At 65.9% G+C, this 23,538-nt stretch carries 18 protein-coding genes and 1 tRNA gene; 5 read left to right on the top strand and 14 right to left on the bottom strand.

What is annotated here, in order from left to right:
- Positions 1–2: 2 nt before the first annotated feature.
- Positions 3–1,103 carry a tyrosine-type recombinase/integrase gene (locus tag AC3CD9_RS01430; RefSeq protein ID WP_488365973.1) on the top strand — a complete coding sequence of 367 codons (1,101 nt, stop codon included), beginning with the start codon at positions 3–5 and terminating at the stop codon, positions 1,101–1,103.
- Positions 1,104–1,121: 18 nt separating this feature from the next.
- Here AC3CD9_RS01430 and AC3CD9_RS01425 read toward each other — a convergent pair.
- Positions 1,122–1,194: transfer RNA gene (locus tag AC3CD9_RS01425), tRNA-Thr, on the bottom strand.
- 210 nt (positions 1,195–1,404) lie between these two features.
- Between AC3CD9_RS01425 and AC3CD9_RS01420 the strand changes: the two genes are divergently transcribed.
- A complete protein-coding gene (locus AC3CD9_RS01420; protein WP_488365972.1) occupies positions 1,405–2,523 on the top strand; it encodes a M20/M25/M40 family metallo-hydrolase in 1,119 nt (372 codons plus the stop codon).
- Positions 2,524–2,564: 41 nt separating this feature from the next.
- Here AC3CD9_RS01420 and AC3CD9_RS01415 read toward each other — a convergent pair whose 3' ends face one another.
- Positions 2,565–3,722, bottom strand: coding sequence for a DNA polymerase III subunit delta' (locus AC3CD9_RS01415; protein ID WP_488365971.1), 1,158 nt, complete (start codon positions 3,720–3,722; stop codon positions 2,565–2,567).
- Position 3,723: 1 nt separating this feature from the next.
- Positions 3,724–6,633 (bottom strand): dTMP kinase, encoded by a 2,910-nt coding sequence (gene tmk / locus AC3CD9_RS01410; RefSeq protein WP_488367484.1) that lies wholly within the window; start codon positions 6,631–6,633, stop codon positions 3,724–3,726.
- A gap of 109 nt (positions 6,634–6,742) precedes the next feature.
- Between tmk and AC3CD9_RS01405 the strand changes: the two genes are divergently transcribed.
- Both AC3CD9_RS01405 and AC3CD9_RS01400 read left to right on the top strand, forming a co-directional pair.
- The gene (locus AC3CD9_RS01405) at positions 6,743–7,498 is read left to right on the top strand and encodes a lipoate--protein ligase family protein (RefSeq protein WP_488365970.1); all 756 of its coding nucleotides are present in this window, start codon (positions 6,743–6,745) and stop codon (positions 7,496–7,498) included.
- Positions 7,499–7,591: 93 nt separating this feature from the next.
- Positions 7,592–8,086 (top strand): GNAT family N-acetyltransferase, encoded by a 495-nt coding sequence (locus AC3CD9_RS01400; protein WP_488365969.1) that lies wholly within the window; start codon positions 7,592–7,594, stop codon positions 8,084–8,086.
- Positions 8,087–8,266: 180 nt separating this feature from the next.
- Here the strand turns inward: AC3CD9_RS01400 and topA are convergent, their stop codons facing one another.
- Both topA and AC3CD9_RS01390 read right to left on the bottom strand, forming a co-directional pair.
- On the bottom strand, positions 8,267–11,116 hold the full coding sequence (gene topA / locus AC3CD9_RS01395) for a type I DNA topoisomerase (RefSeq protein ID WP_488365968.1): 2,850 nt from the start codon (positions 11,114–11,116) through the stop codon (positions 8,267–8,269).
- Between the two features lie 168 nt (positions 11,117–11,284).
- Complete coding sequence (locus tag AC3CD9_RS01390) at positions 11,285–12,943, bottom strand: DUF7059 domain-containing protein (protein WP_488365967.1); 1,659 nt, start codon at positions 12,941–12,943, stop codon at positions 11,285–11,287.
- 34 nt (positions 12,944–12,977) lie between these two features.
- Here AC3CD9_RS01390 and AC3CD9_RS01385 point away from each other — a divergent pair, with 34 nt between their 5' ends.
- Positions 12,978–15,254, top strand: coding sequence for a DEAD/DEAH box helicase (locus AC3CD9_RS01385; protein WP_488365966.1), 2,277 nt, complete (start codon positions 12,978–12,980; stop codon positions 15,252–15,254).
- A 9-nt stretch (positions 15,255–15,263) separates the two neighbouring features.
- On the opposite strand, the gene AC3CD9_RS01380 is transcribed toward AC3CD9_RS01385, so the two are convergent.
- The 9 genes from AC3CD9_RS01380 to AC3CD9_RS01340 form a co-directional block, all read right to left on the bottom strand.
- A complete protein-coding gene (locus AC3CD9_RS01380) occupies positions 15,264–15,581 on the bottom strand; it encodes an Rv3654c family TadE-like protein (RefSeq protein WP_101545727.1) in 318 nt (105 codons plus the stop codon).
- Positions 15,578–15,964 (bottom strand): TadE family protein, encoded by a 387-nt coding sequence (locus tag AC3CD9_RS01375; protein WP_139468700.1) that lies wholly within the window; start codon positions 15,962–15,964, stop codon positions 15,578–15,580. The genes AC3CD9_RS01380 and AC3CD9_RS01375 overlap by 4 nt, the downstream gene beginning before the upstream one ends.
- 6 nt (positions 15,965–15,970) lie before the next feature.
- Positions 15,971–16,216, bottom strand: coding sequence for a DUF4244 domain-containing protein (locus AC3CD9_RS01370; RefSeq protein WP_139468701.1), 246 nt, complete (start codon positions 16,214–16,216; stop codon positions 15,971–15,973).
- 187 nt (positions 16,217–16,403) lie between these two features.
- Positions 16,404–17,006 (bottom strand): GNAT family N-acetyltransferase, encoded by a 603-nt coding sequence (locus AC3CD9_RS01365; protein ID WP_488365965.1) that lies wholly within the window; start codon positions 17,004–17,006, stop codon positions 16,404–16,406.
- Positions 17,007–17,048: 42 nt separating this feature from the next.
- Positions 17,049–17,645, bottom strand: a complete 597-nt coding sequence (locus AC3CD9_RS01360; protein WP_488365963.1) for a type II secretion system F family protein — start codon at positions 17,643–17,645, stop codon at positions 17,049–17,051.
- Complete coding sequence (locus tag AC3CD9_RS01355; RefSeq protein WP_488365962.1) at positions 17,642–18,337, bottom strand: type II secretion system F family protein; 696 nt, start codon at positions 18,335–18,337, stop codon at positions 17,642–17,644. The genes AC3CD9_RS01360 and AC3CD9_RS01355 overlap by 4 nt, the downstream gene beginning before the upstream one ends.
- The gene (locus tag AC3CD9_RS01350) at positions 18,334–19,506 is read right to left on the bottom strand and encodes a TadA family conjugal transfer-associated ATPase (protein WP_488365961.1); all 1,173 of its coding nucleotides are present in this window, start codon (positions 19,504–19,506) and stop codon (positions 18,334–18,336) included. Before AC3CD9_RS01350 ends, AC3CD9_RS01355 begins: the two co-directional genes overlap by 4 nt.
- Positions 19,503–20,510 carry a septum site-determining protein Ssd gene (ssd, locus tag AC3CD9_RS01345; protein ID WP_488365960.1) on the bottom strand — a complete coding sequence of 336 codons (1,008 nt, stop codon included), beginning with the start codon at positions 20,508–20,510 and terminating at the stop codon, positions 19,503–19,505. The genes AC3CD9_RS01350 and ssd overlap by 4 nt, the downstream gene beginning before the upstream one ends.
- A gap of 243 nt (positions 20,511–20,753) precedes the next feature.
- Entirely contained in the window at positions 20,754–23,381 is a 2,628-nt protein-coding gene (locus tag AC3CD9_RS01340) for a hypothetical protein (protein ID WP_488365959.1), read from the bottom strand.
- Positions 23,382–23,538: the final 157 nt, after the last annotated feature.

The following is a 23,538-nucleotide window of genomic DNA, read 5'->3' as shown; positions in this document are numbered from 1 at the left end:
GTATGGCTGTTCGCAAAGAGCCTTCAGGTCGTTGGCGTGCGGTCGTGAAGCAAGGACGGCGGTATGTCGATGGAGCCACGTTTAATACACAGCGTGAGGCCAAGTCCTGGGAACAGCGCCAGAAGGCCGCATTAGCCGGTGGAGTCGACCTGTCTGCTCGAAAGCAATCGGTGAGTTCACTCCTTTCTCCGTGGTTGGAGGAACGCACACAGACTGTCGCGGCAACTACAGCACATACTGACGCGGCAATGGTGCAACGACTGCCCGGAGCATTTACAGCTCGCGCAGTTGGCTCGGTTACCGACAGGGACGTGCAACGAGTACTCAATGGCTGGTCGGTCAAATATGCCGAGGCGAGTGTTCGCCGATTTCGAGCAAGTCTCGCCAGCTTCTTTGGCTGGTGCGTCGCCGAGCGTTGCATCGTCGCGAATCCGGTCAATGGTAGTCAGGTGCCACGTAAGGATGCCGAACCTGGACGGATGAAGCCCTTGACTGAGACTGAGTTGGAAGAAGTCGTTTCAGCTATTCGTGTCCACGATGATCGCGCTGCGGACCTGGTGCTCATTGCTGCCTGGACTGGCTTGCGGTGGTCCGAGCTGCGTGCGGTGACCGTTGCAGACTTCTCTCGTGTGCCTGTTCCTGTGTTGGTGGTGCGGAGAGCTGCGCCGGAGGGTGTCGCCGTCAAGACTACGAAAGGTCGACGCGCGCGTACGGTTCCGGTGGCGGATCGCGTTCTGCGTCTAGTCGAGGCATGTTCTGTTGGCAAGGCCGGAGATGACCCGCTATTCACGTCTGGCACCGGAGCACGGTTACATGCCTCCGGCTTCAAGAAGGCAGCACATTGGTCTCAGACGGCCATGAACCGTCGAATCCACGATCTTCGGCACACAGCCATTTGCCTATGGCTCGCCCGTGGTGTGGATGCTGCGACTGTTCAGGCCTGGGCCGGACACGCCTCTATCAGCACAACGAATTTGTATGTTCAGCATCTCGGAACGGTCGCTGACCGAGCCGGATTAGACCGTTTAAACAGCCCGGGGCACACCGGGGGCACACGTGGAGAGGAGGACGGTGCCAGCAACGGAAACACCCCAGGCCATTGACCTGGGGTGATGTTGCCGAGCCGCCTGCGGGAATCGAACCCGCGACCTATTCATTACGAGTGAATCGCTCTGCCGACTGAGCTAAGGCGGCAACCGAACCAACTTTAGCCAACTTCTCTGCCAACGGTCAAAACGACGATCACCCTCCTGGGCGGTTAAGGCAGAGAGCTGCGTCACCCCCTCGCCGGAAGACGACAACTGACCACCTGGCCCGCCTCCGCGCGGGTGCCGCCGGGCTGCATCTCGGCACCCGTTAACCTTGAAAGGACAGTTGGTTGACAAGCGAGAAGGTGAGACATAAATGGCAGAGATCGACTCCGACGACTTCATGAGTGATTTCCAGGCGCTCATCGAATGCGAGTCGTTCTCCAACGACCTCTCTTCACTGGCCCGCAGCGCCCGACTCGTCTCGAGAATCGGCACCGGAATGCTCGGTGCCGCACCCCAGATCATCGAGACTGACGGCCACCCGCATGTGCTGTGGCGCTTCGGCACCGGCCCGCGCAAGGTCGTGCTCATCGGCCACCACGACACCGTCTGGCCGACGGGAACGCTCGCTGATTTTCCGTATACGGTCAAGGACGGAGTTGTTCGCGGGCCCGGCGCCGATGATATGAAGGGCGGACTGCTCATCGCCATCTACGCGTTGGCGAAGGTCCGCGCCGAACTCGGCCATCTCGATGGCGTCAGCCTCCTCATCACTGCCGATGAAGAACTCGGTTCCCCTGGTTCCCGGCAGATCATCGAAGACGAAGCGCATGGGGCAGAGGCCGCCCTCGTGTTCGAGAGCGGCGCCGCCGACGGCGCCGTCAAAATCGCTCGCAAAGGCGTGGCGATCTACCAGCTCGAAGTCACCGGTCTGGCATCGCATGCCGGAGTCGAACCGGAGAAGGGCATCAACGCCACCATCGAAGTGGCCAACCAGGTCATCGAGATCGCTGCACTGCACAAACCCTCGGTCGGGACCTCGGTCGTCCCGACCGTGATGGCCAGCGGATCGACCACGAACACCGTGCCGGCCAAAGCCGTCGTCGGCGTCGACTCCAGAGCTGCCTCGGCGGATGAACAGGTGCGCATCGATGAGGCTCTGCGTGCCCTGACGCCCAGCGTGGCCGGTGCGAAGATCGAACTCAAGGGCGGAATCAACCGAGCCCCGCTCGAAGAGGACATGGCGATGGGCCTCTACGCCCGTGCCCAACGACTGGCCGGACGACTCGGGCATCCCCCGCTGCGGTCGGTCGCAGTCGGCGGCGGGTCGGACGGCAACTTCACCGCCGGAGTCGGGACGCCGACACTCGACGGCCTCGGCACCGTCGGCGGAGGTTCCCACGCCCGGACCGAACACGCTCTGCAGATCTGGATTCCCCGCCGCATCGAACTCACCGCGGCACTCGTCGCAGGACTCCTCGGCGACGGCTGAGCGTCTTCGGCCACTCCTCCGGCGCGCTCGACCGTCGGCGATCAGATCGCGCCGGTGCGGTCTTCCTGCAGCCAGGGGTTCGACAGCAGCACGAAGGCTGCTTCGACGATGAGCACGGGCGACATGTTCGTCTGCAGGCGCTGCCGGGCCTCGGCGATCGCATCGATGCGCAGCAGAGTGGTGTCGGGGCCGTCCCGGTTCGCCTGTTCGGCGATGAGATCGACTTCGCCGGCGTTGATCCATCCGTCTCGGATCCCCAGCTGGTACATGAGGATGTCGCGGTAGAGGCTCATGAGTTCGAGGAAGATCCGGTCGAGCTCATCGTTACGGGCCCGCACCGAACGGCGCTTCTGCTCTTCCTCGAGCTTTCTGATCTGTGCTCTGGCCGAGGGCGGAATCGTCTTCTCCCCTTCGACCCCCAATGTGGTCAGAAGCTGAGTCCGCTCGGCGGCATTGCGCTCTTCGACTCGTGACTTCGCGGTCTCTGCCGCTGCGTCGACGATGCGACCGGCCAAACGAATCGTCGCCCCCACCGAGGTGAGCTTGCCGGGGATGGCGAGGATCTGTTTGCGTTCGACATCGGCCGACTCGTTGAGCGCCAGGTATTTCGCCCGCCCGATGTGGTTCTGAGCCACGGCCGCAGCCCAATGGGCACGATCCTCCGAGACACTGTCACGCTGAATCAACAGCTGTGCCACGGCCTCCCGAGAAGGAATCCGCAGTCGTACCGGGCGACACCGCGATCGGATGGTGGTCAGCACATCGATCGGGCTCGGTGCACAGAGCAGCCACACAGTTCCCGGAGGAGGTTCTTCGATGGCTTTGAGCAGCACGTTCGCCGTGCGCTCCATCATCCGATCGGCATCTTCGATGATGACGACACGCCATTTCGAGTTCACCGGCGACGCCTGAGCCTTGGATACGAGTTCGCGGACCTCTTCGATCGAGATGACCGACTTCTGCGTCGACATGATCGTCAGCGACTCGTGATGCCCCGACAGTACCCTGGCGGTCACCTCGTTCGATTCGGTGCCACCGGAGATCAGGGCCGCGGCGAAGGCCCGAGCCGCATTGGATCGCCCTGAGCCGGGAGGACCGGTGAACAGCCACGCATGGGTCATCGCCGCCGGGTTGTCCAGGGCATAGCCGAGCTGGGTGACGACGTCATCCTGGCCGACGAGTTCGTCGAAGACGCTCACTTCAGGAATCCTCCGGGTTGGTAATACGGCGGTTGCTGCGTTCGCGCTGCCTGCGCAGACGTTCCCGTGCCTGCCGCTCGATCTCGGCCTGCGCCTGCAGCCGTTCACGGCTCATCTCCCGGGCACTGCGGACCGGCAGCACCGTGGTCTCCGCATCCCCGGCATCGGCCGAGTCCTCGTCTGCGTCAACCGCACCTGCCTCGGCACTCGAATCGGCCCGGTGAACCACGCGCGTTTCGGCGTCTTCGGGATCGACACGGTTGACGATGCGGGTTTCCGCGTCTTCATCCGTGGCGATTCGGTCCGTCGGCACACCATCGGCATCGTCGGTGTCATCGATGATCGCCTCGGAGGTGGTTCCGTGGGTCGGCAGCACCGTGGTGGCGTCATCCTCGTCGGGTCGGCGCGCACCCTTCTGCTCGAGGAACGACGGGAGATCCTCCTCGTCATTCTCCGAATCCCGGTCCGCGGCCTCACCCACGGCCGCCGAAGCGCTGGAAGCGCCGGATGATTCCGCACTCGCCGAGGCGGTCGGGTCCTCTCGCAGATCCGCTCCGAGGTCGACGCGTTCGGTGGGAACAGCGCCCGAGATCTCGGCCTCGGCGTCGGTGACGGCAGAGGGGACGAAACGATCACCGGAGGCGGGCACGAAACGCGGACCACGTTCGTGCACCGCGTCATCGACGCTCGTAGCGCGTTCGTCGGTGTCGTCCGCATCGGTGTCTTCCTCCGCGGAGCCATCTGCCGTATTGCGGCTGTCGACAGAGTCGTCCTCAGTCTCAGGTGCACCGACCACTTCTGCGGAGCCGTCAGCAGAGGGCGTTTCGTCTTTGTCGTCGTCCGACTCGACCGCGCCGTCGGCGGGGACGGTTCCGGCGGCCACGGCAGCGATCGGCACGGAGCTGCGTTCCGGGCCACTGTCGGGCTCAGCATTCGATGTTGAGGCGGGGGCCGCCTCGGTGCCGGTGTCGCGCTTGACCAGGGTCTGCGGAAGCCGGGCGCGGATGGCTGCGAGGATCTGCTCGGTGAGCTCATCGGCGTCGACCGATGCGTCGAGGACGACGTAGCGGTCGAGTTCCTTGTGCGCACGGGACAGATAGGTCTGGCGGACTCGCTGGTGGAACTGCTGGTTCTCTTCGTCGAGGTAGTTGCTGTCGCCGCGTTTGCCCATCCGCTCGGCGGCGACCTCGGGTTCGATGTCGAGGACGATCGTCAGGTTGGGCACGAGCCCCTGGGTGGCCCAGCGGCTCAGCGCGAGGATCGTCTTCTCGTCGAAGCTGCGACCGGCTGCCTGGTAGGCGATCGTCGAATCGATGTACCGGTCGGTGATGACGATGTTTCCGGCGTCGAGGCTGGGGTCGACCAGGGATGCCACATGGTGGGCACGGTCGGCGGCGAAGAGCAGTGCTTCGGTGCGCGGGCTCGGCGGGTCGGAGTCGAAGAGAACGGAACGGATCTTCGTGCCCAGTTCGGTGCCACCGGGTTCGCGTGTGGCCTCCACGTGATAGCCGTCATCGGCCAGAGCCGCGGAGATGCGTTTGATCTGTGTGGTCTTGCCGGAACCGTCTCCGCCTTCGATGGCAATGAAGAATCCGGCGCCGAGGCGTTCGGCCGAGTTCCCGAGTCCGCCGGCCGCGGCCTCTGGCTGGCTGGGCGGGCGGAATCCGTGGACGATGTCGACGGACAGGCCCTGCAGTCTGTGCGGGTCGAAGGTGAAGAGTCCGATGACTCCGGCGACCAGTGCGGCGATGCCGAAGATGAGGAACGCGACGTCGCTGGGAGCCAGGATCCAGTCAGGACTTGAACCGACTTCGACCGTGCCGCCGAGATCGAGGGCGTTGATCACCAAGGCCAGACCGGCGCCCGCGACGGCACCGTAGCGGCGGGAGAAGTCATAGGGCTGGGCGCGCACGCCGATGCCGACGAGGAACGCGATCGCGGCCGAGAGCACGACCTTGCCGGAGAGTTCGTTGATGGCGCCGGTGGCGAGCAGCAGCACACCTGAGACGAGCAGAGCGAAAGTGGACACGCGCGGACGGGACATTCCGGGGGCGAAGGTCGGCCCCATCTCGAATCCGACGGCCCAGCCGACGAGGCAGCAGGCGATGATGAGCGCGAAACCGGCCTGACCATAGCCGTGGCCGATCGCCGTCGGCTGGGCAAGCATGAAGGTCGCGCCGAGGACGGCGAAGAGGCCGATGCACACCCACGGGTTCGCGATCGCCTCGGCGGGGCGGGCGACCCGGGCCTTGTGTTCAGGGAATTGCCCGGTCGTCGCGGACTCTGCGTGCAGGGCACGTTCGGGGGTGAGGAAGATGATGACGGACCCGGCGGCCATGCCGATGCCCACCAGCAGAGACACCCAGCCGAGCGCTTGGGTTCCCGCTGCAGAGCCACCGAGGATCTGGAAAGCGCAGGAGACGAAGACGAGGGCGGCCGCAGGAATGCCGACACGGCGCCACGGCTTCTCGTGTCTGAAGGGGTTGATGCTCATGAGCAGACCCACCACGGCGCCGAGGAACAGTGCCGCGACCCAGGTCAGCCACGCGCTGGGAGCCAGGCTGAGGACGACGAGGGCCGCGGCTTCGACGATCGCTGAAATGCTCAGAGCGGTCTTGCGCACCGCCGGCGGTCGGGAGGCGAAGACCTTTGCGGGAATGAAGAGACCTGCGCAGGAGAGGGCGAAGACGATGAGCAGCGACAGACTGCCCAACTGATTGTCGAAACCTCCGGCGCTGAGAGACTCCCCCATGGCGGTGTAGGCGCGCCCGCCCACCGTCGCGACGAGTCCGCTGGTTCCTGCCACGACATAGCTGATCGCGACAAGAACGATCAGGGCACCCCAGGCGGCGGTCTCGGTGACCAGGCGGCCGGGGGCTCCGGGCAGTCGGTGTCCTGTAGTCGTCAACATGCTCACAGCCCTACACTATCTGGCCGAACTGACATATCTCTTGGAAACGAGTGCGATCTGCGACAACCCGAACCCGACCGGAGCCTGCCGATCCTCTACCCTTGAACTCGTGCACACAGACTCACTGGCGATGACCACGGTGGCGGCAGAAGGCTTGGGCCCCGTGGAGGAACTCGCATTCGCCCGCGTCCTCCTCGATTCGGTCAAGGCCGGACGCCGCGGGGCGACTCTGCGGATGTACCGACCGGCCCCGACCTTGGCGTTCGGTGCCAGGGATCGTTTCCTGCCCGGCTTCGCCGCCGCCATCGAAGCGGCCCGGGATCACGGTTTCACGCCTGCCCTGCGCAGCCTCGGCGGGCGCGCGGCTGCGTACCATCCGGGTTCGCTGGTCATCGATCACATCGAACCGAGTGATTCATTCATCACGAACACCAACGCACGGTTCACCGGTTTCGGACAGGACTATGTCGAGGTGCTGCGCGGGCTGGGCATCGATGCCCGCCTCGGCGAGATTCCCGGCGAATACTGTCCCGGTGAGCACAGTGTCAACGTGGCTGGGCGGATCAAGGCGATCGGCACCGCCCAACGTGTGGTCTCCGGTGCCTGGCTGTTCTCGTCGTCCGTCGTCGTCGAGGACCCGGATCCGATCCGTGCGGTGCTCACCGATGTCGAAGCGGCTCTCGGAATCGACTGGGATCCGTCCACGGGCGGATCGATCAGCGAGGTCCATCCGGAAGTGACGATCGATTCCGTCGCCGAGGCGTTCGCCGCCTTCTACGCCGCCTCGAATCCGGATTCGCCCCTGTCCCCCACCGCCGAGGAGCTGGCCGAAGTAGCCGCCCACGCGGACAAGCACAGACTCTGAGGTCGGCGAAAGCTGTGGACGGCACAGGCCGGGACAGCGCGCGAACTGCGGAGACTGAATTCCTTTGACCGAACGACTTTGGGAGCACACACCATGACCGTCACCATCCGTGAAGCAGAACGCTCTGATCTGCCCGACATCCTGCGGCTTGTCCATGCGCTGGCCGTCTACGAGAAGGAACCAGATGCGGTCGAGGCCACCGAGCCGGACTTCGCGGCAGTGATGTTCCCCGACGATGGTCACGCGAATACGTTCGGTCTCGTGGCCGAGGCGGACGGCGAGGTCATCGGCATCGCGATCTGGTTCCATTCGTTCTCGACCTGGACGGGCAGGAACGGCATCTGGCTCGAAGACCTCTTCGTCTTGCCCGAACATCGCGGCTCGGGAGCCGGAAAGGCCCTGCTCGGTCGGCTGGCGCAGATCTGCCAGGAGCGCGGACTGACGCGGCTCGAATGGTGCGTGCTCAAATGGAACACCCCGTCGATCGGATTCTACGAATCGCTGGGCGCGAAGCCGCAGGACGAGTGGGAGACCTACCGCCTCGATGGTCAGGCGCTCACCGACTTCGCGGATTCGTCGCGCGGCTGATCTCGCCCCTGAGGCACTGCTGACCTCGTCCCAGAATCACTGCTGGATCGACCCAACAATCACAGGCCACGGGGTGTCACGGGTCACGGGAGAAGAAAAGTCTTTCGCCACCTGCCTGGACCATCAGGCAGGTGGCGAAAGCAGTGACAGGTGACCGCCGCGGGCTCGGCGGACGTCGGCTCAGGGAGTCTTCGGCTTGGCCGTGCTCGTCTTCTTCGCAGCCGTAGTTCTCGCCGCCGGGGTCTTCGACGCAGTCGACTTGGAAGCCGTCGTCTTCTTCGCGGCGGTGGTCTTCGACGCTGTTGATTTCGACGCAGTGGTCTTCTTCGCGGCTGTCGTCTTAGCTGCCGTCGTCTTCTTCGCAGCCGTCTTCTTGGCGGGGGCCTTCTTCGCCGGAGCCTTCTTCTTCGCCGGTCCCTTCGCGCGCTTCTCAGCGAGCAGAGTCGCGGCGCGTTCGAGCGTCACGGCTTCGACGGAGTCGTCCTTGCGCAGGGTCGCATTCGTCTCACCATCCGTGACATACGGTCCGAAGCGACCGTCCTTGACGACGACGGGCTTCTTCGTCTCCGGGTCCTCGCCGAGTTCCTTCAGCGGTGCCGCGGCACGACGACCGCCGCGCTGCTTCGGCTCGGAGTAGATCTTCAGCGCCTCTTCGAGGGTGATGTTGAAGATCTGCTCCTCATCGGTCAGAGAGCGGGAGTCGGTTCCCTTCTTCAGGTACGGCCCGTAGCGGCCGTTCTGCGCGGTGATGTCCGTGCCCTCTTCGTCCTGACCGACCACGCGCGGCAGGCTGAGCAGCTTGAGCGCGGTCTCGAGGTCGATCGAGTTCAGATCCATCGACTTGAACAGGGAACCTGTGCGCGGCTTCGGCTTCTTCGCGCCCCGCTTCGGCTTCTCCTCGGGTTCGGGCAGCACCTCGGAGACATAGGGTCCGAAACGACCGTTCTTCGCCACGATGGTGTGTCCGGTCTCCGGATCGACACCGAGCTCGCGGTCGCCGTCGCCTTGGGATTCGATGAGTTCGGCTGCCTTCGCCGCTGTCAGCTCATCGGGTGCCAGATCGTCGGGGACGGAGACCCGCTTCGGGTCCTCTCCGTCTATCTCCGAAGCCACCTCGAGGTAGGGACCGTAGCGGCCCACGCGCAGGTTCACGCCCTCGCTGATGGCGACGGTGTTGACCTCGCGGGCATCGATATCGCCGAGGTCGTCGACGATGGCTTTGAGTCCTTCACGGTCCTGGGTCTTGTCACCGAAGTAGAATCCGGCCAACCAGTCGTTGCGATCCTCCTCGCCCATCGCGATCCGGTCGAGTTCGGATTCGAGATCAGCGGTGAACGCGTAGTCGACCAGACCGGTGAAGTGCTCTTCGAGCAGGCGGACGACGGAGAACGCCAACCAGCTGGGTACCAATGCGTTGCCGCGAGTCGTCACATAGCCGCGGTCCTGGATCACGGAGATCGTCGCAGCATAGGTCGAGGGTCGGCCGATGCCGAGCTCTTCGAGCTGCTTGACCAGACTGGCCTCGGTGAAGCGCGGCGGCGGAGCGGTGGTGTGGCCGTCGGCTTCGGCCTTGACGACCGACAGCGATTGGCCCTCTTCGACCTGCGGCAGCCGCGATTCTCCGGACTTCGTGTCGTAGCGGGACGCGTCCTGGCCCTCTTCATAGGCGGCAAGGAACCCGCGGAAGGTGATGACGGTGCCGCTGGCGCTGAAACCGGCCTCGTGGCCGTCGGCGAGAGCAGCGCTGACCTTGATCGTCGCGGTCTTGCCCTTCGCATCGGCCATCTGGCTGGCGACGGTGCGCTTCCAGATGAGGTCGTAGAGACGGAACTCGTCGCCGTTGAGCTGCTTGGACACCTGTGCCGGGGTGCGGAAGGAGTCACCGGCGGGACGGATCGCCTCGTGGGCCTCCTGCGCCGATTTCTGCTTGCTCGCGTACTGGCGCGGCGACTGCGGAACGAATTCGGGACCATAGAGTTCGGTCACCTGCTTGCGGGCGGCGGCGATGGCCTGACCCGACAGCGCCGAGGAGTCGGTACGCATATAGGTGATGTAGCCGTGCTCGTACAGCGACTGAGCGGTGCGCATGGCCTGACGAGCGCTCATGCGCAGTTTGCGTCCGGCTTCCTGCTGCAGGGTCGAGGTCGTGAAGGGTGCGGCCGGGCGCCGGGAGTACGGCTTCGACTCCACCGCGGCCACCGTCAGCGCATCCTTGGCGCTGCCGTTCAGCTCCGTGGCCAACGACTCCGCTCGCGCCTGGTCGACGATCGTCGCCGAGGTGTTCTTCAGCTCGCCCTTGTCGTTGAAGTCACGGCCGCTGGCCACCCGCGATCCGTCGAGGGTGGTGAGATTCGCGGCGAACGGGTTCGTCCCGTCCGGCAGACCGAGATCGATATCGAGGTCCCAGTAGTCAGCGGGCACGAAGGCCATGCGTTCGCGTTCGCGTTCGACGACGAGGCGGGTGGCCACGGACTGCACACGTCCGGCCGAGAGCCCGGCACGGATCTTGCGCCACAGCACGGGTGAGACCTCGTAGCCGTAGAGACGGTCGAGGATGCGGCGTGTCTCCTGCGCGTCGACGAGCGAGGAATCGATATCGCGGGTGTTCTCCAGGGCCCGTTCGATCGCCTCAGGCGTGATCTCGTGGAAGACCATGCGCTTGACCGGAATCTTCGGTTTGAGGACTTCGAGCAGATGCCAGGCGATGGCCTCTCCCTCGCGGTCCTCATCCGTTGCCAGATAGAGTTCGTCGGCGTCCTTGAGCAGACGCTTGAGCTCGGTGACCTTCTTCTTCTTGCCCGGATCGATCCGATAATAGGGATCGAAGTTGTTGTCGACGTCGACAGCGAACTTTCCGTACGGCCCCTTCTTCATATCGGCGGGCAGCTCCGAAGGGGTGGGCAGGTCGCGGATATGACCGACGGAGGCCTCGACGTCATAACCGTCGCCGAGGTATCCCACAATCGTTCGCGCCTTCGTCGGAGACTCGACGATGACGAGGCGACGGGGCTTCTTCTCGGTTGTGGTCACGCTTTCACATTCCTCTCACGGCATCAGCTGCCCGCTGCAACGGACGATCCGGCCCAATGTAACACTGTTGAACGGACACGTTCCTCATCGGCACTTGCGGCCCGGATGCTGCCCGGACCTCGTCCGATCTCGGCTCGGACACGGGGTCAACGGTTTCCGATCCTATCCCTATTCCGCCGACGTCCCAGTCGCCGAGCTCCCGAGATCACCGCTGTCGGGCAGCAGTGCACCCGCCGCGCACAGGGCTCTGACCTGCGCGACGAGCTGATCTTCCAGAGCCGTGGGATCGACCTCGAGTAGCTGGGCCAAGGCCCCGGCCGTCTGTCGCAGGGTCAGCGTCCCATCCGCGACGGACACGAATCCGGCCAGTGCCGTATCGAGGTCGAAGACCTGTCCGAAGCCGATCCCCTGTTCCAAGGTGATCGAGTTGGGTTCCGGGGCTCCGGGAACGAAATGGCGATGTTCGACGAGGTCGGGTGAGCGGGTGAAAGCAGTCGCGGCGATCTCCTCCGGTCCGGCCGCTGCCAGCCACGACCGGATCGCGATGATCGTGGTGAGGAACTCTGCGAGTCCGTGCGGATTGTTCGCCGGCGCCGAGGTGACTCTGACCCGGCTCTTGAACACTCCCTCGGCCGTCCCCGACGGTCCACGGCCGACGTCCGAGGCGGCGCCGCCGATCACGGGATCTTCGAAACCAATCGTTGGCACATCGTTATCGGACTTCGCCATCAGCACGTACCCGAAGACGACTTCGTCCACAGCTCTGGTGGCGAAGTCGTCGAGCCATGCGGCGACTGCGTCGTTCCAGGCGGTGCTGGCGCGAGGGATCCCGCCGTCGCGGATCCACGTTTCCGCATAGGCGATGGGGTCGAGGGCCTCGCGTTCGATGACGAACACGGACGTGTCGTCATCACCGACCCAGGTCTCCGGTCCTTCGTCCTTCCCCGAGGCGGCTTCCCAGTTTCCGAGGCAGACGCTGCGTCCGCCCGGAGTGAGGTTCTCCGGGATCTGGGTGAAGAGCTCCCGAACAAGTCGGTCCCCGGCCATCCCGCCGTCCCGGTATTCGAAGGTGGTGTCCGTGCTGCGCGGGGTGATGACGAACGGCGGATTCGACACGAGCAGATCCACGGGTTCATGCAATGGTTCGAGAAGCGAGCCGTGCCGGAATTCGATCGTCGTCACACCGTTGAGTCCGGCCGAGAGTTCGGCCAGACGCAGGGCACGGTGGGAGATGTCGGTGGCGATGACTCGGTCGCTGTGTCGGGCCAGCAGCAGAGCTTGGATTCCACAGCCGGTGCCGATGTCGGCGGCCACACCGACGCGGTCGCGCGGGGTGATCGACACCAGTGTCCGGCCGGCTCCGCCGAGTCCGAGCACGAACTCGCCGTCGAGGACATCCGGTGTGGTCAAGGTGCCGTGATCGGCCACGAGGTAGAGATTCTCGTCCCCGGGACGGAAACCGCGCGGGACACCGACGGGAAGATCAAAGGGGGTCAGGGCGAAAGGGGCGGTCACCTCGTCATCGTCCACGGTGATCAGCCCCGCCTCGGCGGCGGTGTCGAAGGACTCCCCCAGCAGGGCTCGGACCTCAGTGACCGGGACTGTGCGGTGGAAGTGGAAGAGCAGCGCCGCGCTGGCCAAGGCCCGGTCGGCGACCGTCGACGACTGGTCCGCCAGCGTCCGGGCACAGTGGTGGATGGCGGGTGCGGCGTTGTTGCGCAGCAGCGCCTCCGAGGTCGGACCACCCCAGAATCGGCGCAGCCGTGGTTCGGTGTATCCGGAACGGTAGAGGGTCTCGCCCAGGTGGGCCAACGGCAGATCAGTCACAGAAGAATCCTAGCGACTGCGCCATAATTGACTCATGGCCTCCTCTGCTCTTCTCGACATCGTCACCGGTTTCGGTGCCCGGGATGAGCGGATCGTCCATGTCCGCGATATCCCGCAGCGTTTCGAACGGGATGCCGAGTGGCCGGACTGGATCGACGAGGAGCTCAAGCACGCCTGCCATTCCATCGGCGTCGACGCTCTGTGGCAGCATCAGCTCGAGGCGGCGCAGACGGCCAGGGACGGTTCCGACGTCGTCATCGCCACCCCCACCGCGTCGGGCAAGTCATTGGGATTCTGGCTGCCGGTGCTCGAAGCGATCCAATCGACGCGCGGGAAGCTGCGCACCGCCTCGGCGATCTACATCGCTCCGACGAAGGCTCTGGCCGCCGATCAGCTGGCCAAACTCGAACGATTCGTCATCCAGGGCATGCGTCCCGCCAGCTATGACGGGGACACCTCACAGGTCTCGAAGGACTGGGCGAGACGGCATGCGAACATCATCTTCACCAACCCGGACATGCTCCACCGCAGCATTCTGCCCCAGCACGAGCGCTTCGCCCGGATGTTCAAGAACCTGCGCTTCATCGTCATCGATGAAGCCCATCGGTACCGCGGAGTGTTCGGCTCCCATGTCGCACTCGTCCTGCGCCGCCTGCTGCGCATCGCCGCCCACTACGGTGCTGCCCCGGTCGTCATCGGAGCCTCGGCGACGATGGCGGACCCGGACGTGGCCTTTGCGAAGCTGACCGGGCGGACGGCTCACGCAGTGACCGAGGATTCGTCCCCACGTGCCGCCGGCAGCTTCGCCTTGTGGGAGCCTCCCGTGTCACCGGGTGGGGACCGACGCAGCGGTCTGGTCGAGGCCGCCGATGTCATCACCGATTCCATGTGCGCCGGTTATCGGTCGATCACATTCATCGCCTCCCGCCGCGGCACCGAAGCGCTGGCGCAGACAGTCCGTGACCAGGTGGGTCAGGTCGATGAGACCCTGACCGGCAAGGTCGCGGCGTACCGGGGCGGGTATCTGGCCGAAGAGCGCAGAATGCTCGAGACGGCTCTGCGGTCGGGTCAGCTGCTGGCCGTGGCGTCGACGAATGCTCTGGAGTTGGGCATCGACATCTCCGGACTCGACCTGGTCATCATCTCCGGCTGGCCGGGGACCTTGGCGTCCCTATGGCAGCAGGCGGGACGCGCGGGCCGAGCCGGGCAACGGTGGACGGCTGTGTTCATCGCCCGCGATGATCCGCTCGATACCTTCGTCGTCCACCATCCCGAAGTCATCTTCGACTCCCCCGTCGACGCCGGCGTCATCCATCCGGGCAATCCGCATGTGCTCTCCGGTCACCTGTGTGCGGCCGCCGCCGAGGTGCCTCTGAAGGCGGCCGATCTCGTGCACTTCCCGGACGATTCGTCCGAGGTCATCGACGATCTCGTGGAGCGGAAGATGCTGCGGGCACGGCCGACCGGATGGTTCTGGGCAAAAGACCAACCGGCGACCGACCTGTCCGATATCCGCGGTTCCGGCGGCGGCCAATTCAGCCTGGTCGAAGCGAGCACCGGCACTCTGCTGGGCACGGTCGACGAATCGGGTGCACATACGGGAGCCCATCCGGGCGCGGTGTACACGCATCAGGGCATCGACTTCACCGTCCTCGATCTCGACCTCGAGGACCGGATCGTCGCCGTCGAACGTGCCGAGGTCGACTACACGACCCAGCCGCGTTCGCAGACGGAGATCTCGATCGTCGACACCGATGCGCAGCGGGTTCTGCCCTCCGGGGTGGCTGTGTGCAGCGGCACCGTCGACGTCAAGGATCAGGTCGTCGCCTACCGGATGCGGGCCAAGCGCGGTGGAGCGATCATCGCCGAGCATGAGCTCGACCTGCCGGAGCGCACGCTGCGGACGAAGGCCGTGTGGTGGACGATTCCGCAGAGCGTCCTCGACGAGGCCGAAGTCGTCTCCGGAGACCTGCCCGGAGCCGTCCATGCCGCCGAGCATGCCTCGATCGGTCTGCTGCCGCTCTTCGCCGGCTGTGACCGCTGGGATATCGGCGGGGTGTCGACGGCTCTGCATGCCGACACCGGACTGGCGACTGTGTTCGTCTATGACGGTCTGGCCGGTGGTGCCGGTTTCGCCGAACGCGGCAGCGAGGTCATCGAAGAATGGCTGGGAGCGACCAGGGACGCCATCGCCGCATGTGAGTGCATCGACGGCTGCCCGTCGTGTGTGCAGTCGCCGAAGTGCGGCAACGGCAACGAACCGTTGGAGAAGGACGCTGCGCTGCGGCTGTTGCGCACCGTGCTCAGGTAGCGATCCCCCTCATTTCCCGGCGACCGCCTCCTCTCTGACCTTCGGCAGAGGCCCCGGGATGTCGACTTCGACGACGACATAGGCGGATTGCTCACTCAATGAGGCACGGCAGTCCTTGAGGTGGCCGCCGTTGCGAATCGCGACCTCCTTCGCCGTCTCACACGGTTCCCCGGTGGCCAGTCCGCGCACGGCGTCCGCGGCGGCGAGCGCCGCCAGGTCCGCGGCGCTCTGTGCCCGACTGTGGGCGACGAAGGCCTGCCCGAGGCTGCCGATGGCGGTGACGAGGACGAGCACGATCGAGCAGAGTCCCACGACGATGTTCGTCATGACGGTCCGCCTCTGTCCCCTTCGAACCGTGCGGTGGCATCCGCGTCGACGGTGTCGAGGAAGAAGATCGCGGCCGGCAGCTCGATCGTGACCGTGACGACCGAGTACCCGCCGTCGGCTCGCACACGGACCGAGGAGGAGTCACCGGCGTGCTTCTTCGCCTCGGACACGACGGCGGCCTGTGGTTCGCCGCGGGCGATCTCACGTGCCGCGGACCGTGCCGCGTCGAAGGCTCGCAGCTGGGAGAACCCGACAGCGGCGGCTCCCGCGAGCAGCACGATGAGAAGAACGACAGCCGGCATGACGACGGCGAATTCCGCCGTCGCCGTTCCCGCATCGCGATCCCATCCTCGCTGCCGCTGACGGGAGCGTCCGCGTGCCATGACGGTTCAGCTTCCCAGACCGAGCGCCGAGGAGATGACCCCCGTGATGAGTTCCTTGATCGGTTCGGATTTGAGGACCACGACGAGCAGTGCGGCGAATCCGCACGCGGCCAGAGTGGTGATCGCATATTCGGCTGTGGTCGCTCCGGCGTCGGGTTCCCAGAACTGTTCGATCTCGCTGTGGTCCTCGACCGGTTCCACGTGCCCGGTCGGCGGGTCCTCGATCTGCGGGGACGGTGATGTGGTGGCCATGCTCTCCTCCTTGGCTGAAACCCCGTTCGCACTCTGCGAGCGGACCTTCAGCCTGGGATTCGGCACGCTGCCGTGTCCAGAGCCGGATTCGCACCTGTGGAAACGCGTTCTGCGTCCACAGGCTCACCGTGTGTGAGTGGAGGCGCCGTCCACAGGAAACGGCGTGCGAGTCAGCGCAGCCCGAGCATCAGCTGTTGCCGGCCCAGTCGTCTCTGAGGATGGCCATGATGACTTCGTCGTGGCGCCGTCCGTTGAAGAACACGGCTTCGCGTCGACGGCCTTCTTCGACGAATCCGGCTTTCGTATAGGAGGCGATTCCACGGGTGTTGAACGCCCAGGTCTGCAGCTCGATGCGGTTGAGTCCCAATTGGAGGAAACCGTATTTCACGGCCAGTCGCACGGCATCCGAGCCGTATCCGCGACCGTGGAATTCAGGGCCGAGGACGATCGCCAGAGTGGCGGACTGGTTGATGGGACTGCGTCCGTAGAGGGTGACATGGCCGACGAACTCCTCGGTTTCGGTCAGCTCGATGCTGAAGCCGACTGCCTCGCTCGAGGTGTTCGCGCTCCACTGCGAGAACTGCTCGGACACACCACCTTCGGGCCGCGGCAGAACCGTGTGATTCTGCAGGACGACGATCGAGGGATCGAACCACCACTGTTCGAGGTACGGCAGATCATCCTCCCTCAGCGGCCGCAGACGCACGGATCGACCGACGAAGAGATTCTCGGCGTAGTCCTCGGCTTGTTCGACATTGGACAGCTGATTGAAAGGTGTGACCGGTGCCATGTCCCGAGCCTATCGGTCGAGTCTGAAAACCCGGTCACCACTTCAGAAGAACACTGTCGTGAGGTCGGTCAGCAGGGAGATGACGACCGGAACGACAGACAGCAGCAGGAACGCCGGCAGAATGCACACGCCCAAGGGCAGCACCAGCTGCACACCCAAAGAGGCGGCCGCCTCCTGCCGACGCCGGCGGGACGAAGCCCGCAGCTCCTCGGCCACTGACTCGATGAGAGGTGCCGGGCCGACGCCGGTGTGTTCGGAGAACTCGAAGACCTCGAGCACCGGCAGGAGACGATCGTCGTCGGCGAGCCTGCGCCCTCCGATCGTCATCGCACGGGCGATCCTCTGCAGGCCCGACCGGTCGTCGGTCGCCTCGGCGGTCAGGGTCAGCGCCACGGGAATCGGCAGACCGGAGGTCAGGCAGATCGCCACAAGGTCGAGGTCGAACGCCAGCTGATCATCGGCCACCGCTCCTGCCGTCCCCGACTCCGGCGTTCCCGCCTCCCTGGCAGCTGCCTCGGTGTCGGTGGGAACGGATCGGCCCTCGCCGAGGAGGCTCTGCAGTCTCCCGCGGGTCGGACCGGACCACAGGAGCACGCCGAGTCCGACGCAGACACCGATGAGCACAATCAGCATGGTCATCTCTGTGCCCTGAGCATCATCGTCCGCATCCACCACCGGCCGACCCCGTACAGGAGGAGGCCGGCACCGATACTCAGCTGTCCCGGCAGTCCGGTGATGAGTTCCAGAGGGCGGACGCCGATGAGCAGGCCGAGACCGACGCCGATGAGCGGCAGCCAGCTGAGCACCCGCACCGTCGACCTCGGTCCGGCCATCGCGATGCGGCGTTCGCGTTCGGCGTCGAGGGCGTCTCTCTGCGCTGCCGCATACCTGAGGATCATCTCCGCTGCCGGTGCTCCGGAGCGTTCGGACACCGTCCACACAGCGGCCATTCCCGACAGCACGTGAGCGGCGGTCTCCGACAGTCCGGAGCTGCGGGTGGCGATGGCGCGTCCGGGTTCCTCACCCAGGGAGATGGCTCGTGAGATCGGGGTCAGGGCGTCGTTGCGGCGGCTCAGCGTGCTCATCACCGCCTGCGGGGTCATCCCCACCTTGAGCAGGTGGGCGCAGTTCTCCACGGCGGCGATCGCCCACAGACGTTCGGCCTGATCATCGGCAGTATGACCGCCTCGGCGAAAGAAGGCACGCACCCCTTTCCGCACCGATTCTCCGCCCTCGCCACGGGGCAAGAGCTCGCTCAGCCTGGAGCCCGGGTCCGGGGGCGCGGCGAGGACGATCCCCGCCGCGATGAGGATGGCGGTGACGACGATCATTGCGCGGACTTCTGTTCGAGCACGGCTTCGAACCGGGCCAGGGCACGCCGATTGACTGTGCCGGCCGTCGACGGCGAGGGTCGACCCCACACCGGTTCCATCACCACTCCCTCGGATCCGGTCCGCGTCGGGATCGCCAGTTCCGTGACTCCCCGCTCGGAACCCGTGCGACGCAGATGGATGACAAGGTCGATGGCGGTGGAGAACTGCGAATACACGGCGTCCGGACTCATCTGCGCCAGCGCACCGAGCGCGGCCACCCGGCTGGGCACGGCCTCGGCGGTGTTCGCGTGGATCGTCGCGCACCCACCCTCGTGCCCGGTGTTGAGGGCCGTGAGCATGTCCCGGACCTCGGCACCGCGGCATTCCCCGACGACGAGGCGGTCGGGCCGCATCCGCAGGGCGTTGCGGACGAGGTCGGTCAGGGTCACTTCGCCTCCGCCTTCGACGTTGGCCTGACGCGCGGCGAGCTGCACGGTGTGCGGGTGGGCGACGATGAGCTCGCGGGAGTCCTCGACGATGACGATGCGTTGGATCGGTTCGACCAGCGACAGCAGAGCGCCGAGGAGGACGGTCTTTCCCGTGCCCGTTCCTCCGGAGACGAGGATGTTCGCCCGCGAGGTGACCGCCTCGGCGACGAGGGTGCTGATCTCATCGGGGACGAACCCTTCGGCGCAGAGCTGGGAATAGGAGAATCCGGCGCGTTTGGGTACGCGGAAGCTGATCGTCGTCGTCTCCCCGGAGATCGGTGGGACGATCGCGTTCATCCGCACCCCGTCGGGCAGGCGAACGTCGACATAGGGGGACGAATCGTCGAGGCGGCGTCCGCCGAGGGCGGCCAAACGCACCGCCAAGGACCGCACGTCCTCTTCGGATCCCAGGGTCAGGTCGAGCAGCTGGGGACCGTCACCGATGTCGGCGAAGACCTCCCGCGGCCCGTTGACGAACACGTCAGTGGTGCCGGGCACCTCGAGCACGGACTGCAGGGGCCCGGCCCCGGACAGCTGCGCGGACAGCCGGGTGACGAGTTCGAGCAGGGCGGAGGACCCGAGCACGCGACCGGTGCGCTGGACCGCCTCGGCGACGGCGGCCGTGGTCACCGGCCCCGGATTGTCGAGCAGCGTTTTGCGGACATCGGCGACGAGCGAGGCGTCGAGCCATTCGCTCATTCCACCCACTCCCCCAGCAATCGGTCGACGAGGCGGCCGAGGTGCGCACCACCTGGGATTCCCTCTCCGCGGTCGACGGCGGCGGACAGGCCCCGATCGTCGCGGATGCTTCCGGCCAGGCTCAGCCCGATGGAATCGGCGAGGAGGTCGGCGTCGAGCCCGCCGGCCCCGGTTTCACGGACGACGAGGCGCACATCCGGGTGGGCTTGGGAGAGCCGCTTGGCCACTTGGGAGGAGGCGACGGCGGATCTGACCCGGGCCGGGGAGACGAGGAGGACATGATGGCAGCGCCGGGTCCACTGCGGTGGGGCGTGGCGGGGCAGATCGACGATGACGAGGTCGAAGGCCTGGCCGGCCGCGGCGAGGAAGTCGTCGAAGACGTCCGGATCGAGGTCGACGGTGTCGTCTCGCCCCCAGGACAGAAGGGCGAGTCCGTCGTGGCGGGGCAGCGCTTCGGCCAGGGTGGAGGGGCGCAGCTGTCCGCGGGAGGCACTGAGGTCGGTCCATCGGGGGCCGGGCGCCTGTTCGGCACCGAGGACGAGGTCGAGTCCCCCTCCGAGCGGGTCGGCGTCGACGAGGACAGTGCTGTGATCGGCTCCGGCCCGCCGGGCGAGTGCGCAGGCGAGCACGGAGGCTCCGGCTCCACCGCATCCGGCGACGACGCCGACCGTGGTCCCGGGTGCCGTCGGCGGTTCGACAGCGGTGATCATCCGCCCGCTCAGCCATTCCGCAGCAGCAGGCAGCACGGCGAGCTGGTCGACGCCGAGGTGGGCGGCCCTCGCCCAGGTCGAGGAGGGTTCGTCATCGTCGAGGACGACGAGGATCGTGTCTGCCCGGTCGGTGGCGGGGGCTTCGCGGACGTCTTCGCCGAGGAGGATGAGCGATGCGGACTGCCAGCCTCCGGAGTCGGGAGGCAGGACGGTCAGCGAGATGCCGATGCTTTCGGCCACTCGGGCGCATTCTTCGGTGATCGCTCCGAGGTCGGTGATGAGGGCTACCTGCATGCATCGAGCTTGGATCCGCCCGGCTGTCACCGGCCAGACCGGAGTGCTGCCCTGTGGATGGCACGACGAAGGGGCGCCTCCTGTGAGGTTGAGTCACAGGAGGCGCCCCTAGCGGCAGTCGGCGGCCTCCGTCCACGTCAGCCGTGGTGGGCCGACCGGCCGGTCACATCATGTGGTGCCGGTGGGCACCGATTCGACCGGGGTCTGTCCACAGCGTTGACGCGTGAGTGGATTCCAGTCGGGTCAGCCGCGCTGGATTCCTTCGATATTGCGCAGGATGCCCGTGGTGCTGCCGTCGGAGTCGCGGACCTTGAACCAGGATCCGTTGTCCTCGAGGCTGAGGTACCAGTCGCCGGGGTAGATCGTGAACACCGGCATTCCGGTGGTCTCGTCCACGGCTTCGCGCGGTTCGGGAACGGCGAACCAGAAGGCCTGGATGATGGAGCGTCCACCGTCCTGGTTCTCAGCCTGACCGTTGTCCTGATCGGCGTTCCGTCCGTCGTTCGGCGCACTGCCGGACCGGTTCTGCCCCAAACCGGCGGGCACCGGCTGGTTGTCGACGGCCGTCTGTGCCATGGTCTCGTCGTTCGACCTCTCAGCGCCCCCGTCGGTCTCCGGCCGGTTGGCATAGTCGGCCACGGGAACGTACTGAGTCGGCTCTTCGCTTTCGGGAGCCGTGGTCCGCTCCGAGCTGTCTGCCGGCTCCATCACAGCGGTCGCCTGTTCGTCGTCGTCCGCGCCCGTCTTGCCATTTGACGTGGGTTCATCGTCTGACACGACCTTGTCGTCGGCCGGGGTGCTGACGACGGTGGCTTCGGTGGAGCGGATGTTTGCATCGTCCGAGCCCTGCGCCGTGGTTCCGTCGGTCGATGCCGGGGAATCCGATGGCGAAGCGTTCGACGACGCATCTGCCGAAGTCGCGTTCTCCGACGCGTTTGCTGTCGACGCCTGATCGGCATCGGTCGAGGACTGTGCAGCCGAATCCGCGCCGGCGAGGTTCGCACCTTCGGCGGCGTTAGTGTCGGACGTTTTGGCGTTGACCTTGGAGACCAGATCGCTGCTCTCTGCTGGTGACACCACCGCTGGGGCCTCGGCCTCGGTCTCGTCTGAAGTCGCCGAGGCGGCCGTGGACCTGTCCGCGGACCTGTCGTGGTTCGCCTCATCCTTCTGAGCAGCCGACGTCGATTCCGCTTCGGAGTCCGCTTCAGAGTCCGTTTCGGGAGCGGCGTGGCGGCCACGGCGACGTTCGGAATCCGAATGCGCGGCAGCGACGCCGGCAGCACCGGCACCGATCACTCCGGCACCTGCGGCAGCGGCCGCGGCGCCCGTGTGTGACGTGTCATCTGACTGCGTGGACTGGGCGTCAGGCGCTGCAGGCTGACCGCCCGACTCGGCAGCCTGGTTTCCCGCAGCGGCGGTCTGGTCTCCGGTCGCATCGGTCTGCGGCTGGCCGGCTCCGACCCCGAATGCCTGAGTCGGTTCGCTCTGCGAATGCTGCGGGGCGTCCGAATCGTGACGACCCAGATAGGTCTGTCCGTCACCGGTGCTGTGCACCGGTCCGTCGGCCGACGGCTCATCCGATGCGCCGGCGGCAGGCGCGGCGAAGGAACTGGCCGAACGCTCGGCGTCCTGCTCCTGCGGCGGAGCGTAGGGGCTGGGATGGGCCTGCTGGTCGGAAGTCTGGGCCTGCTGGTCGGGAGCGGCGAACTGGTTCTGCTGTTCCGGACCACCGAACTGACCCGACTGACCGAACTGATCCTGCTGACCCTGCTGTACAGGCTGACCCGACTGTCCTGGTCCGCCGAACTGGTCCGACTGCCCTGGTCCGCCGAACTGGTCCTGCTGTCCGGGTGCACCGAACTGAGTCGGCTGGCCGGACTGTCCCGGGCCGCCCGGCTGGCCGAACTGATCCGGCTGACCGGGCCCCGCCTGTCCCGCACCGGCCGGAGCCGCTCCGTAAGGCGCGAATCCGGGTGCACCGGTGCCCGGGCTGGCAGCACCGGGCACATTGGCCACTGGTGCCGGATGCTGGGTGTGCTTGGCGACAGGGCGAGCCTTCGGGTGGGTTTCGATGTCCTCGCGGCCGGCGAATTCCTTGGCGAAGAACGGCAGCATCGTGAATACTCCGGCGAAGAACGCGATGAGGCCGGCGAAGAACGTCAGGTACGAACCCACATGCCAGTAGACCGCCGAAGTGAGCAGATCGACGAACACATAGGTGAAGGCGATCGCCGAGAGCACGGCGATGAACTGGTCGAGGCTGAGCGATCCGACCCGCAGTCGGCTGTTGCCGAGCTTGTTGACGAGCACGGCCGCCACGATGAGCAGAATTGTGAGCACTCCGAACACGAGCGCGCCCATGTCCGCAACGTTCCAGTGCCACAGAGTGGTCGTCTCACTGCCGAGGCCGTAATCGTAAGCCCGGTACGGCACGAACAATGCGATGAAGGCGAGCAGTCCGGCGAACAGGAGGAAGAGATCGCGCAGAGTCAGCGGGCCGAGGATTCCCGGGCCGGTCTTCTGCTTCGGCGCAGGCGCCTGACCGAACTGGCCCTGCCCCGGAGCCGAACCATAAGGTCCCGGCGCCGATCCGTACTGACCGGGAGCAGAACCGTACGGGCCAGGTCCCGAACCGTACTGGGCCGGGGCCGAACCATAGGGTCCTTGTGCGGCGGGCTGTCCCGGTGCGGAACCATAGGGTCCCGGTGCGGAACCATAGCCCGGCCCGGGAGCCGAACCGAACTGCCCTGGTCCCGAACCGTAGGCCGGCGGCTGACCACCGGGCTGCTGCGCGTTCTGGCTCGGGTACTGCGGGGGCTGATCCTGCCACGGCTGTGGCCCGGACCCGGTTGGATGCTGCGGCGAACTCATCGCTGACTCCAGTCGATCTCGGGGAAAAGCTAACAGTGTTTCCGTGTCCGCGCGGGACGGATCCCGACAGACTCTGACCCCATCCTTGCAGAACACAGGCCTCCTGTGCACTCATATGCGCATTCTCAGGCACGTCGAAGACTCCTCAGTCCCCCGC

This window comes from Brevibacterium sp. MGP-B1, from assembly GCF_057766545.1.
This window is presented reverse-complemented; position numbering and strand designations above follow the sequence as displayed.